At 71.5% G+C, this 13,021-nt stretch carries 12 protein-coding genes; 8 read left to right on the plus strand and 4 right to left on the minus strand.

Going from position 1 to position 13,021, the window contains the following annotated elements:
* Window positions 1-1,862: molybdopterin-dependent oxidoreductase (locus G9H71_RS24685; protein ID WP_269204739.1), on the minus strand; the 1,862-nt coding region annotated here is incomplete at its 3' end.
* 167 nt (window positions 1,863-2,029) lie between these two features.
* Between G9H71_RS24685 and G9H71_RS18155 the strand changes: the two genes are divergently transcribed.
* Complete coding sequence (locus G9H71_RS18155; RefSeq protein WP_166284204.1) at window positions 2,030-3,130, plus strand: permease; 1,101 nt, start codon at window positions 2,030-2,032, stop codon at window positions 3,128-3,130.
* Between the two features lie 6 nt (window positions 3,131-3,136).
* Here G9H71_RS18155 and G9H71_RS18160 read toward each other — a convergent pair whose 3' ends face one another.
* From G9H71_RS18160 to G9H71_RS18170, 3 genes are read right to left on the minus strand one after another with little or no spacing between them, the layout of a single operon-like run.
* Complete coding sequence (locus tag G9H71_RS18160; RefSeq protein WP_166284205.1) at window positions 3,137-4,153, minus strand: PaaI family thioesterase; 1,017 nt, start codon at window positions 4,151-4,153, stop codon at window positions 3,137-3,139.
* A 59-nt stretch (window positions 4,154-4,212) separates the two neighbouring features.
* Window positions 4,213-5,187: a UDP-glucose 4-epimerase GalE gene (gene galE, locus G9H71_RS18165; RefSeq protein WP_166284206.1), complete on the minus strand. Its 975-nt coding sequence runs from the start codon at window positions 5,185-5,187 to the stop codon at window positions 4,213-4,215.
* Window positions 5,184-6,065, minus strand: a complete 882-nt coding sequence (locus G9H71_RS18170) for a phosphoribosylaminoimidazolesuccinocarboxamide synthase (RefSeq protein ID WP_331273092.1) — start codon at window positions 6,063-6,065, stop codon at window positions 5,184-5,186. Before G9H71_RS18170 ends, galE begins: the two co-directional genes overlap by 4 nt.
* Before the next feature lie 165 nt (window positions 6,066-6,230).
* On the opposite strand from G9H71_RS18170, the gene G9H71_RS18175 reads away from it, so the two are divergent.
* From G9H71_RS18175 to G9H71_RS18205, 7 genes are all read left to right on the plus strand, one after another.
* Entirely contained in the window at window positions 6,231-7,166 is a 936-nt protein-coding gene (locus tag G9H71_RS18175; RefSeq protein ID WP_166284208.1) for a hypothetical protein, read from the plus strand.
* A 14-nt stretch (window positions 7,167-7,180) separates the two neighbouring features.
* On the plus strand, window positions 7,181-7,612 hold the full coding sequence (locus tag G9H71_RS18180; protein WP_166284214.1) for a phage holin family protein: 432 nt from the start codon (window positions 7,181-7,183) through the stop codon (window positions 7,610-7,612).
* 45 nt (window positions 7,613-7,657) lie between these two features.
* On the plus strand, window positions 7,658-8,326 hold the full coding sequence (locus tag G9H71_RS18185; RefSeq protein ID WP_166284209.1) for a DUF3618 domain-containing protein: 669 nt from the start codon (window positions 7,658-7,660) through the stop codon (window positions 8,324-8,326).
* A 298-nt stretch (window positions 8,327-8,624) separates the two neighbouring features.
* Window positions 8,625-10,232 carry an ABC transporter substrate-binding protein gene (locus G9H71_RS18190; protein WP_166284210.1) on the plus strand — a complete coding sequence of 536 codons (1,608 nt, stop codon included), beginning with the start codon at window positions 8,625-8,627 and terminating at the stop codon, window positions 10,230-10,232.
* A gap of 70 nt (window positions 10,233-10,302) precedes the next feature.
* Complete coding sequence (locus G9H71_RS18195; RefSeq protein WP_331273094.1) at window positions 10,303-11,319, plus strand: ABC transporter permease; 1,017 nt, start codon at window positions 10,303-10,305, stop codon at window positions 11,317-11,319.
* Entirely contained in the window at window positions 11,319-12,362 is a 1,044-nt protein-coding gene (locus tag G9H71_RS18200) for an ABC transporter permease (RefSeq protein WP_166284211.1), read from the plus strand. The genes G9H71_RS18195 and G9H71_RS18200 overlap by 1 nt, the downstream gene beginning before the upstream one ends.
* Window positions 12,359-13,021: ATP-binding cassette domain-containing protein (locus G9H71_RS18205; protein WP_166284212.1), on the plus strand; the 663-nt coding region annotated here is incomplete at its 3' end. The genes G9H71_RS18200 and G9H71_RS18205, both read left to right, overlap by 4 nt.

The following is a 13,021-nucleotide window of genomic DNA, read 5'->3' on the forward strand; positions in this document are numbered from 1 at the left end:
TCCGGCGCGTTCTGCCAGAAGGTCGCGCTCTCGATGAGGACGAGGTCGCGGACGACGAGCCAGTCGAGATTGGCCAGGCCCAGCCGCTGGGCTCGGCCGTTGGCCGATCCGACAGCGGGGTTCTGCCCGAGCAGGAAGTAGCCGAAGATCTTCCCGCCCTCGATCATGTCCATGACCTGGCTGTAGGTGCCGTGGTCGGCATTGATCCGGGGCAGGTAGTCGAAGCAGAAGTCGTTTTCCGCCGTCGCCTTGTCACCGAAGTAGGACTTCAGCAGGCTGACGATGTAGGCGTCGGCGTTGCCCCAGAAGCCCTTCTGGTTCACACCCTTGATCTCGTCGACGTAGGACTGCAGCGTGCTGTGCTCGGCGACGTGCGGCATCGCGAGATAGCCCGGCAGCAGGTTGTAGAGCGTCGGGATGTCCGTCGACCCCTGGATGCTGGCGTGTCCGCGCAGGGCGAGGATGCCACCGCCGGGACGGCCCATGTTGCCCAGCAGCAGCTGCAGGATCGAGCCGGTGCGGATGTACTGCACACCGGTCCCGCGCTGGGTCCAGCCGACGCTGTAGACCAGCGCCGTCGTCCGGTCACGCCCGCTGTTCGAGGCCCACGCGTCCGCCACCTCGGCGAACACGTCCGGCGAGATGCCGCAGACCTCCTCGACCATCTCCGGGGTGTAGCGGGAGAAGTGCCGCTTGAGGATCTGGAAGACGCACCGCGGGTGCTGCAGCGTCTCGTCCTTCTGCACCTTGTGGGTGTGGAGCGCCGCACCCCCGGAGCCGAGCTGATGGCCCTGCTCGGAGTCGCGGGACCGGTCGGTCTTCTCCCCCGAGTCACCGCCGCCCTCCTGGCCGGCGTACTGCCACGACTTCGTCTCGTAGGAGCGCTTCTCGTCGTCGAAGCCCGAGAACAGCCCGTCGAGGTCCTCGGTGTCCTGGAAGTCCTCACTGATGATCCAGGACGCGTTCGTGTAGGCCTTGACGTAGTCCTCGAACCAGAGGTCGTTCGAGAGCACATGGTTGATGATCGCGCCGAGGAAGACGATGTCGGTCCCGGAGCGGATCGGCACGAACGTGTCGGCGTGCGCGCTGGTCCGCGTGAAGCGCGGGTCGATGTGGATGACCTTCGCCCCGCGGGCCTTCGCCTCCATCACCCACTGGAACCCGACAGGATGGCACTCGGCCATGTTCGAGCCCTCGATGATGATGCAGTCGGCATTCTGCAGGTCCTGCAGAGAAGTCGTCGCGCCGCCACGACCGAACGAGGCCCCCAGACCGGGGACGGTGGCGGAGTGTCAAATACGGGCCTGGTTCTCCACCTGGATCGCGCCCATCGCGGTGAAGAGCTTCTTGATGAGGTAGTTCTCCTCGTTGTCGAGGGTCGCCCCTCCGAGGCTCGCGATCCCCATCGTCCTGCGCAGGGTGCGCCCCTGCTCGTCCTTGTCCTGCCAGCCCCGACGGCGCGCGTCGAGCACGCGGTCGACGATCATGTCCATCGCGGTGTCGAGGTCGAGCTTCTCCCACGTGGTGCCGTAGGGCCGGCGGTAGAGCACCTCGGTCTGGCGCAGCGGCCCGTTGACGAGGCTCTCGCTGGCGGCGCCCTTCGGGCAGAGCCGGCCGCGCGAGATCGGGCTGTCGGGGTCACCCTCGATGCCGATGACGCGCTCGTCCTTGACGAACACCCGCTGCCCGCAGCCGACGGCGCAGTAGGGGCAGACCGACCTGGCCATCCGGTCGGCCGTCTCGGTGCGCGCCACCAGCCGCTTGGAGCCCGCCGACTTCGACGCGGCGCCCCGGCCCAGCGGGTCGGGGCCGGTGAGCTGGCGGTAGACCGGCCAGCCCTCGATCCAGGTGCGTACGCCCATGTGCCACCGACCTCCTTCCTGACCCCGGGAAGCGGAAGTTGCCCAGCAAGAGCAACGCTAACCCCACGGAGAGGCGTGAGCCTCCCCGACCCGGGTAGCGGAGGCGAGCCCCGCAGCCCCGCCACGGGAGCGGTGCAGCCCCCGGGCAGGGAGGAGCGCGTACCGGCATGACGACGCCGTCCCTTCCCCCTCCGGCCGCTGCGCGCCGGGCCGCACCCGTGGTCGGCCTGCTGCTGTTCGTCGCCCTCGCGGCCGGCCTGCTGCTCTGGGCGAAGTGGTCGCCCTACCTGTCGAAGGTGCAGTCGCTCTCGGACAGCCGCGCCTGGTCCGGGGAGTCCCTGCTCGCGACGGCCGGCGTCGAAGCGGGCTCGGGCCCGAGCTGGTCCGCGGCGACCGCCTTCACCCGCGCGTACTTCGACGCGGTGTGGAAGGCCGTCGTGGCCGGCCTGTTGATCGCCGCCGCCGTGCAGACCCTGGTCCCGCGCACGTGGCTGCTCCGCGTGCTGTCCCGCCGCGGCCCCGCTGCGAGCGCGCTCGTCGGCGGGCTCGTCGCCACCCCGTCGATGATGTGCAGCTGCTGCACCGCGCCCGTCGCCTCCAGCCTGCGCCGCCGCGGCGTCCGGACCGCCGGGGTCGTGGCGTACTGGCTGGGGAACCCGCTGCTCAACCCGGCCGTGATCGCCTTCCTGGCGCTCGTCGCCCCGTGGCAGTGGGTGGCGACCCGGCTCCTGGTCGGCGGCCTCCTCGTCGTCGGCGGGAGCGTGCTCGTGGCCCGGCTGACCGAGCCGGACATACGCGCCGACCGCGTCGCCTCGCTCGCGGATCAGGCGGGCGTCCCCCAGGCCGAGGAGAGCTTCGCCGGCGCGCCCCGCCGGTTCGTCCTCGCGCTCGCCCGGCTCGCGGTCGTCATCGTGCCGGAGTACCTCGTCGTGGTGCTCCTCGTCGGCGGCTTCAGCGGGTGGCTCTTCCCGCTCGGCGAGAGCGCGCAGTCCTGGGGTGTGCTCGCCGCCCTGCTCGCGATCGTCCTGGGCACGCTGCTCGTCATCCCGACCGCGGGGGAGATCCCGCTCGCGCAAGGGCTCGGCACCGCCGGCGTGGGGAACGCCGCGGTCGGCGCGCTGCTCGTGACGCTGCCGGCCGTCAGCCTGGCCTCGATGGCGATGGTGGCCCGCGCGCTGACCTGGCGCGTCACGCTCGCGACGGCCGGCGTCGTCGCGGGAGGCGGCGCCCTCGCGGCGGTGCTGCTGCCGCTGCTCATGCTGCTCTGAGCGGGCTCAGCGCCGCGGCGGGGGCGTCAGCGCCGTGCTCCCGGTCGACACGAGCACCCGCTCCTCGCCCTGGCGCACCTCGGCGGTGGCGATGGCGAGCCGCTTGCCCGCGTGCAGCAGCGTCCCGGTCGCGACGAGGTCGCGCCCGTCCGGCTGCACCGCGCGCAGGAAGTTCAGCTTCACGTCGAGCGCGGCGAACGCGGTGCCGGTGGCGGCGATCGACTGCACGACGGCGCTCGTGGCCGAGGTCGCCAGCAGCCCGAGCGCCCCGCCGTGGACGGTCCCCCACTCCTGGCACAGCCAGGGGCTGGCCGGCATGGAAAACACGACCCGGCCCTCCTGCGCCGAGAGCAGCCGGACGCCGAACAGCTGGTCGATCGGGGGCGGCACGCGCTCGCCGGTCAGCAGCGCCTGCAGCTGGCCCAGGCCGCTCCGCTCCCTCCACGAGCCGGGCGCGTCGGCCGGGGCGGGGCGCTCCCACGGGTCGGGCGAGGAGACGGCTTCCGGCTGCGCCCGTGGCGGGACGAGCTCGACCGAGCCGTCGATGGGCGCGAAGACGGAGCACCGGGACGTGCCGTGCGCGATGAGCCGGCCCGTGCTGTCGCGCAGGAAGACCTCCGCCAGGGCCATGACGGAATCGGCGTGCAGCAGCCGGGCCTGCGCGGTCAGGCTGCCGGGTGCGACCGGGGCCGGGGTGAGGAAGGTGAGCGCCAGCTCGGCGGTCGTGGAGGGCGTACGCGGCGGCAGGCCGGTGTGCACGGCGGCGTACGACGCGCCGTCCGCGAGCAGGGTGAGGACCCCGGGCAGGACGTCGCCCTTCGGCCCGGCCACCCACCCCGTGACCGGCAGGACCATGGTGACCTCGGCCGGGCCGACCTGCGTGATGCGGCGGCCGACGAGGCGGGCGATCGAGGGGGCCGGTGCGGTGCCGTCCTGCAGCGCCTGCAGCTGCTCCCGGCCCGGGAGCGCGGCGAGCCCCGGGTAGGCGGCGCTCCCGCGCACCGGCTCCGTGCGCAGGTCCACGTGCCCACCTCCCGCGGCCCGCTGCCGGGCCTGCTTCGGCCGGTCCGGCCCGCCCCGGCTCAGGCCGAGCGGGCCTGCCAGGCCTCCCAGGCGCTGGCGATCATGTCCTCGAGGTCGCGCTTGGCGGTCCACCCGAGCCCGGCGTTCGCCTTCTCGGGGCGGGCGACCACCCGGGCGGGGTCGCCGGGGCGGCGGGCGACGACCTCGTACTCGAAGTCGATGCCGGTCACCCGGCGGGTGACCTCCATGACCTCCTTGACCGTGGAGCCCTCACCGCGCCCGATGTTGTAGGCCTCCGCGAGCGGGCCTGCGGCCAGCTTGCGGGCGGCGGCGACGTGGGCCTCGGCGAGGTCGACGACGTGGATGTAGTCGCGGATGCATGAGCCGTCGCGCGTCGCGTAGTCGTCGCCGAAGACCTTCGGGCTGCGGCCTTCGGTGATGGCCTGGAAGGTGAGCGGCACGAGGTTGAAGACGCCCGTGTCACCGAGCTGCGGCGCGCCCGCCCCCGCCACGTTGAAGTAGCGCAGGCTCGCCCAGCGGGTGCCGGTGGCCTTGCCGAAGTCCTCGATGACCCACTCGCCGACGAGCTTGGTCTCGCCGTACGGGCTGACCGGGCGCTGCAGGGCCGTCTGCACGACGTCCTCCACGACGTCCTCCGTCTGCGGCTCGCCGTAGACCGAGGAGCTGGAGGAGAAGACCAGCTGCTCCACGCCCTCGTCCTGCATGGCGGTGAGCAGGCTCTCCAGCCCGGTGACGTTCTGCTGCCAGTAGTAGAGCGGGCGCTCGACCGACTCGCCGACGGCCTTCTTCGCCGCGAGGTGCACGACGCCGGTCACCTCGTGCTCGCGCAGCGCGCGGCGCACCGCGGCTGTGTCGAGCACGTTGGCCTCGACCAGCGGGATGTCCGGCCCCAGCCGCTCCCGCACACCGGTCGACAGGTCGTCGAGAACGACGGCCCCCAGCCCGGACTCCTGCAGGGCCAGGGCGATGTGCGCACCGATGTAACCGGCTCCGCCGGTCAGCAGCCACGTCATGCGCCGACAGTATCGAGCGCTCTGCCGGTGATGCGCAGATAGGCCTCGAGGTAGCGGGCGCGGGTGCGCTCGACCACGTCGTCCGGCAGCGGCGGCGGCGCCTCGCCGCTGTCCTTGCGCCAACCCGAGGCCGGCGAGGTGAGCCAGTCGCGGACGTACTGCTTGTCGAACGACGGCTGCGCCCGCCCCGGCTGCCAGCTGTCGGCCGGCCAGAAGCGGGAGCTGTCCGGCGTGAGCACCTCGTCGGCCAGCACGACCGTGCCGTCGGCCCGGGCGCCGAACTCGAGCTTGGTGTCGGCGAGCAGGATGCCGCGCTCGCGGGCGATCCGCTCCCCGACGGCGTAGACCTCCAGGGTCAGGCGGCGCAGCTCCGCGGCCGTGGCAGCGCCCAACGCCTGCTCGACCGCCGCGTACGAGACGTTCTCGTCGTGGTCGCCGACCGCGGCCTTCGTCGCAGGGGTGAAGATCGGCTCAGGCAAGGAGCTTCCGTCGTCGAGCCCCGCCGGGAGCGGGTTGCCGCACACCTCGCCGGTGGCCCGGTAGTCCGCGAGCCCGGAGCCGGTCAGGTAGCCGCGGGCGACGCACTCGACGGGGAACATGTCCAACCGCTCGCACACCATGGCCCGGCCCCGCCACTCCACCGGCGCGCCGTCCGGCAGCTCCGTGGTCACCAGATGGTTCGGCACGACGTCCGCGAGCCGCTCGAACCACCACAGCGACAGTTGCGTCAGGACGCGCCCCTTGTCCGGGACCGGAGTCTGCAGCACGAAGTCGTAGGCCGAGATGCGGTCGCTCGCCACGACCACGAGCCGGCCGTCGGGCAGCTCGTAGAGGTCGCGGACCTTGCCGCTGTGCACGTGTCGTAGCGCGTTGCCCACGCCGAGTTCCCTTCCGATCGCCGCGGGCGCCCCGATCGAATAGAGATCGCTCAAACCAGGCATGCCGGGCATGGCAGCGGGTACTCCCGCTCCCGACCAGACGACAGGGCGTTACCTGCTTCGCACCCTACTGCAAGCACGTGGCGCGCTCACGGAAGGAAGACCATGACCGACGCGAGTAGCTCGGGCGGCACTTCGGGCAAGGTGGCCGAGGTGTCCGGGGCCGCAAAGGACTCGGCGGCCGAGGTCGGCAGCACCGCCAAGGAAGCCGGCACCCAGGTCGCGACGACGGCACTGGACCAGGGCAAGCAGGTCGCGGCGGAGGCGAAGAGCCAGGCCCGCGACCTGCTCGGCGAGGCGCGCTCTCAGGCCACGGCCCAGGGCACCGCCCAGAAGGACAAGGCCGTGGGCGGCATCCGCGCGCTGGCCGACGAGCTCGGCTCGATGGCCGAGGGCGGCGGGCAGAGCGGGGTCGCCACGGAGATCGCCCGCCAGGCGGCGAGCCGCGCCCACGAGGTGGCGGACTGGATCGAGAGCCGCGAGCCCGGCGACCTGCTGGAGGAGGTCCGCGACTTCGCCCGCCGGCGCACCGGGACGTTCCTGCTCGGCGCGGCGCTCGCCGGGGTCGTCGCAGGCCGGCTGACCCGCGGCGCGGTGGCCGCTGCGCACGACGACAGCGGCTCGGGCACGACCGGCTCCACGCGCTCCACCGGCGCGCCCGCCGCGCTCGTCGACACGGGCGCCGGTGCGGGCACCGGCTACGGCAGCGTCTACACCGAGGGCGCGGGGACCGAGTACGCCGGTGGCGCCGCCACCGGCTACCCGGGCACGACCTCCGGTGCGGGCTACGGCACGGGCGCGGCGCTCGCGGCCGGAGCCGGAGCGGGCGCCGGGGGCACGTACGCCGCCGGCAGCGACCTCGGCAGCGGGACGCCGATCGCGGACGAGATGAGCGAGTCCTACGGCGCCCACGACGCCGGCACCACGACCGGGAACGCCGACCTGGGCTCGACGTACACCGACCTCGGGTCCGCCCCGGGGACGCTCAACGACCCGGACACGATCGACGTGCGTCCCTCGACGACGGAGGCCCGGCCGTGACCACAGCGCCCGGGATGCCCGGCGGCGGTGCGTCGGCGGCGTACGGGTCCGACCGACCGCAGGTGCAGAACACCCCGTCTCTCGGCGAGCTGCTCGGCGAGGTGACGAAGGACCTCTCGACGCTGATGCGCCAGGAGGTGGCACTCGCCAAGGCCGAGGTGAAGCAGGAGGCCTCGAAGGCCGGCAAGGGCGCGGGCATGCTCGGCGCCGCGGGGTTCGCGGGCTACATGGTCCTGCTCTTCCTGTCGATCACCCTGCTCTGGGCGCTCGACAACGTCATGGACACGTCGCTGGCCGCGCTGATCGTCGCCGTGATCTGGGCCGTCGTGGGCGCCGTCCTCTTCGTCATGGGCCGAGCACAGATGAAGAAGGTCCGCGCGCCCAAGCAGACGATGGAAACGGTCAAGGAAGTCCCGCCGGCGCTCAAGCCGAACACCGGCCGCTAGGCCGCCGACCCATTTGCCGGCCGAAGGGCCAAGGAGGAATTCCCGATGAGTGACGACCCCGACCAGATCCGCCAGGACATCGAGCGCACGCGGGCGGAGCTCAGCTCCGACGTCGACGCGCTCGCGGACAAGGTGAGCCCCGCCTCGATCGCGCACCGGCGCGTCGAGGACGCGAAGAGCACCCTCACGGGTGTCAAGGAGAAGGTCATGGGCAAGGCGTCCGACGCCAAGACGATGGTGCAGGAGCGCACGCCCGGCCTGCACTCCTCAGACGACCCGTATGCGTCCCAGGGCCCGAGCGTGGGCGAGCGGGCGCAGGGCGCGGTCTCGAGCGCGCAGGGCGCGGTGCAGCAGGCCCCCACCGCGGTGAAGCAGCAGGCGCAGGGCAACCCGCTCGCCGCCGGGCTCATCGCGTTCGGTGCCGGCTGGCTCGTCTCCTCGCTGCTGCCGGCCTCGGGCAAGGAGCAGCAGGCGGCTACGCAGCTCAAGGACAAGGCGACGAGCGGCCCGGTCAAGGAGAAGCTGCAGCAGGCTGCGCAGGAGGTGCAGGAGACGCTGCGCGGTCCGGCCCAGGACGCGGTGCAGTCGCTGAAGTCGACGGCGCAGGACGCGGCCCAGACGGTGAAGGACGAGGCGCAGACGGCCAAGTCCGACGTGCAGGGCTCGGCCATGCAGGCCAAGGAGAGCGTGCAGTCGAGCACGAGCAGCAGCTGACTCCACCTTCGGCGCACCGACGGCGGGCCCTCCTTCGGGAGGGCCCGCCGTTCGTCGTCCGCGAGGCCCTACGCCATGGCGCTCCGGCGGAATCGGCGCCATCCCAGCGGCTGCAGGACCCGTGGTCCGACATCTGTAGGATGCGCCGCGGCTCAGCGCCTCCTTAACATACGCGGAACTCGCCGTAACCGAGCTGAGACCCGACGAACGTACGGTTCCGGCGACCCACGTGCGGTCTGCTCCCTAGAGTGCGACGCAAGTGGACATTCCGACGAACTTCACGGATCGAGGACACAGGATGCGCAGCAGGGCCTGGAGATCGGCCGCGCTGGCAGCGGGGCTCGTCGCGAGCCTCGGGCTGACCGCGTGCGGCGGGGACGACGACGACACCGGCGGCGACGCCGCGGCCACGCCGCAGGCGAGCGGAGGGGCGGGCTCGTCCACGGAGTCGGTCGTCCTTGGCACGACCGACACCGTGACGAGCACGGACCCGGCCGGGGCCTACGACCTCGGCTCGTGGACGCTCATCTACAACCTGTACCAGAACCTGATGAAGATCCAGCCTGGCTCGGCGACGCCCGTCCCGGACGCCGCCGAGAGCTGCGACTTCACCTCGCCGACGGTCTACACCTGCAAGCTCAAGAGCGGCCTGAAGTTCTCCAACGGCAGCGACCTGACCTCCGAGGACGTCAAGGCGTCCTTCGACCGCATGGTCGCCATCGAGGACGACTCCGGCCCGTCGTCGCTGTTCGCGAACCTCAAGTCGACCGCGGCCCCGGACCCCGCCACGGTCACGATGACGCTGAACAACCCCGACGCCACGTGGCCGTTCGTGCTCACGACCGGCGCCGGCGCGATCGTCGACTCCGAGGTCTACCCCGCCGACGAGCTGCTGCCGAGCGACCAGGCCGTGGGCTCGGGCCCCTACAAGCTGTCGACGTTCACCAGCGGTCAGCAGGCCGTGTTCGAGCCGAACGAGTCCTACGCGGGCGACATCGAGCTCAAGAACAACGGCTTCATCGTGCAGTACTACACCGAGGCCTCCGCGCTGAAGCTCGCGATCGAGGAGGGCGACGTCGACGTCGCCTACCGCAGCCTCGCGCCGACCGACATCGAGGACCTGCGCGGCGAGTCCGACCAGGGCGTCCAGGTCGTCGAGGGCAACGGCACCGAGATCCGCTACCTGACCTTCCAGGTGAACCAGGCGCCGTCGGACAACAAGGCCGTGCGCCAGGCGATCGCGCAGCTCATCGACCGCCAGGCGATCGCGGACCAGGCCTACGACGGCACCGTCACGCCGCTCTACTCGATGATCCCGCAGGGCCTGGACTTCCACACCGAGGCCTTCCAGGAGAAGTACGGCGAGCCCGACGTGGAGAAGGCCAAGGCCCTCCTCGGCGGAGCGAGCACGCCGGTCGACATCACGCTGTGGTACACCCCCACCCACTACGGCCCCAACGCCGCCGACGAGATCACCGAGATCCAGCGCCAGCTCGAGGAGAGCGGCCTGTTCAAGGTGACGATCGAGAACACCGAGTGGCAGCAGTACCAGACCGACTACAAGGCAGGCACCTACCCGCTCTACCAGCTCGGCTGGTTCCCGGACTTCCCGGACCCGGACAACTACTCCGCCCCGTTCCTCGACGGCAAGGGCGGCTACTTCAACAACGGCTACGAGAACCCGCGCCTGACCGAGCTGATCGCGCAGGAGCAGGGAAGCACCGAGGAGTCCGAGCGGCAGGCGGCCTTCGAGGAGATCCAGAAGATCACCGCCGAGGACGTGCCCGTCCTCCCGATCTGGCAGGGCAAGCAGATCGCGGCGGTCCGCGACGGTGTGACCGGTGTCCAGGACACCTTCGACCCGTCGTTCACTTTCCGCTTCTGGCTGGTGAGCAAGCAGGGCTGACGCCCTGCCGGGGGAGGCGCGGGGTTTCCCGCGCCTCCCCTTCTGTCTTTTCTCGTCGAAGGAGTCCTCTGTGGGTTCGCTGGCGCGCTATGTCGGCGTACGGCTGCTGCTCGTCATCCCGATGGTGCTGATCCTGCTCAGCCTCGTCTTCCTGCTCATGCGCGTCGCGCCCGGCGACCCGGTGAGCAGCGCGCTCGGCGGCCGGCTGTCGGCGGAGGAGCTGGCGGAGCGGCGGGCGGCCGCCGGCTTCGACGCGCCCGTGTGGAAGCAGTACTTCGAGTACCTCGGCCAGGTCGTGCAGCTGGACTTCGGGCGCACGATCACGGACAACCGAGCGGTGTCCGAGATCGTGGTCGACAACGGCGGCGCGACCCTGACGCTGACCCTCGGGGCCGTCCTCGTCGCCCTGCTCGTCGGTCTCCCGCTCGGGCTCTGGTCCGGCCGGCGGCGCGACAAGCTCGACGACGTGGGCATCCGCGTCTTCGGCATCGTCACGTTCGCCGCGCCGGTCTTCTTCGTAGGGCTGCTGTTCCAGCTCTTCTTCGGCAAGAACCTCGGGTGGTTCCCGACCTCCGGCCAGGCCAGCCCGCGCATTCAGGCCTCCATTCCGGAGAAGACCCACATCCTGCTGATCGACGCGCTGCTGGCCGGCGACATGTCGGCGTTCCGCGATGCGCTCCACCACCTGGTCCTGCCCGCCGTGACGCTCGGCCTGCTCGTCGTCGGCGTGCTGATCCGCCTGGTGCGCGTCAACATCATCCAGACGCTGCAGAGCGACTACGTCGAAGCAGCTCGCGCCCGCGGCATCTCCGAAGGCCGCGTCGTGCGCAAGCACGCCTTCCGCAACGCGCTCGTGCCCGTCATCACCGTGATGGGCCTGCAGATGGCCTCCCTGCTCGGAGGCGCGGTCCTGACCGAGCAGACCTTCAACTGGCCGGGCATCGGCAACGAGCTCGTCGGCTATCTCAACGACCGCGACTACACGGCCGTGCAAGGCATCATCACGATGTTCGCGCTCATCGTCGTCGGTGTGAGCCTGCTCATCGACATCATCAACGCCCTTGTCGACCCGAGGATCCGCTACTGATGGCCGCCGACCCCCTGGCCCTCCAGGCGCCCACGACTCCCCCCGCGCCCTCCGCCAAGCGGCGGGGCGGCCGCATCCTCGGCCCGATCCGAGGAGCCCGCCGTATCCCGCGCTGGCTGCTGCTCGGCGGCATCGTCGTCACCGTGCTGTTCGTCGTCCTCGCCGTCTTCGCCCCGTGGATCGCGCCGTACGACTTCGACCAGTACCGCGACGGCGACGCCCGCTTCCCCAAGCTCGAGGGACCGGACGGCACGCACCTGTTCGGCACGACCGTCCAGTCGCTCGACGTGCTCTCCCGCACCGTCTACGGCGCCCGCACCGCGCTCGAGGTCGTCGTGCTCGCGGTCGTCTTCTCCGTCGTCATCGGCGTCCCGCTCGGCCTCATCTCGGGCTACCGCGGCGGCTGGCTGGACCGCGTGCTCGTCCTCTTCATGGACGCGCTGTTCGCCTTCCCCTACCTGCTGCTCGCCATCGTCATCGCGTTCATCCTCTCGGACACGTGGATCGGCGGGGGTGTCTGGACAGCGGCCATCGCCATCACGGCGGTCTACATCCCGCAGTACTTCCGCGTCGTGCGGGCCAGCACCCTGAGCGCCCGCGAGGCGACGTACGTCGAGGCCGCCCGCGCCATCGGCGCGAAGCCGCGCACGATCGTCGTGCGCTACCTCTTCTCCAACGTCGTGCACAGCGTCCCGGTCATCGCGACGCTCAACGCCGCCGACGCGATCCTCACGCTCGCCGGCCTCGGCTTCCTCGGCTACGGCATCCAGCCCACGGAAGCCTCCGAATGGGGTTATGACCTGCAGCGGGCGATCTCCGACGCCGGCGCCGGGATCTGGTGGACGGCGCTCTTCCCCGGCCTCGCGATCACCGTCCTCGTCGTCGCGCTCACCCTCGTCGGCGAGGGGCTCAACGAGATCATCAACCCGACCCTGCGCCGCCGGGTCGTGACCACGGTCATGATGCCGGGCGACAACTCCGCCGACGGGGCAACGGCTCCCAAGGACACGAACAACCGCACCACCGAGGAGGTCGGTCCGTGAGCGCGCTCCTCGACGCCTCGCCTCCGCCGCAGCACGCCGGTCCCGTCATCTCCGTCGACGGGCTGCGCATCTGGTACGGCAGCCCGCGCGGCCCCGTCAAGGCCGTCGACGACGTCGATCTCGTCATCAACGCCGGCGAGTCGGTCGGGCTGGTGGGTGAGTCGGGCTGCGGGAAGTCCACACTGGGCAAGGGGCTGCTCGGCCTGCTGCCCGAGGGCGCCCGGATGACCGGCAAGGCCCTGCTGCGCGGCGAGGACATCGTGTCGCTGCCGGCCGAGCGGCTGCGCGCCATGCGCGGCAGCGAGCTCGGCCTCGTCTTCCAGGAGCCGATGACCCGGCTCAACCCGCTGATGCGGGTGAGCGACCACTTCGACGAGCTGCTGCGCACCCACGAGCCGGCCCTGAACAAGGCCCAGCGCGAGGAACGGGCGCTCGAGGCGCTGCGGGCGACCGGCATCCCGCCGTCGCGGCACAAGCAGTACCCCCATGAGTTCTCCGGTGGCATGCGGCAGCGCATCATGATCGCACTGACCCTCGTGCTCAAGCCCGAGCTCATCGTCGCCGACGAGCCGACGACCGCGCTCGACGTGCTCGTCGAGGCCCAGGTGCTGGCTCTGCTCTCGGACCTGCGCAAGACCTCGAACACCGCGCTGCTGCTC

The sequence above is a fragment of the Motilibacter deserti genome (assembly GCF_011250635.1).
In the GTDB taxonomy this organism is placed as follows: domain Bacteria; phylum Actinomycetota; class Actinomycetes; order Motilibacterales; family Motilibacteraceae; genus Motilibacter_A; species Motilibacter_A deserti.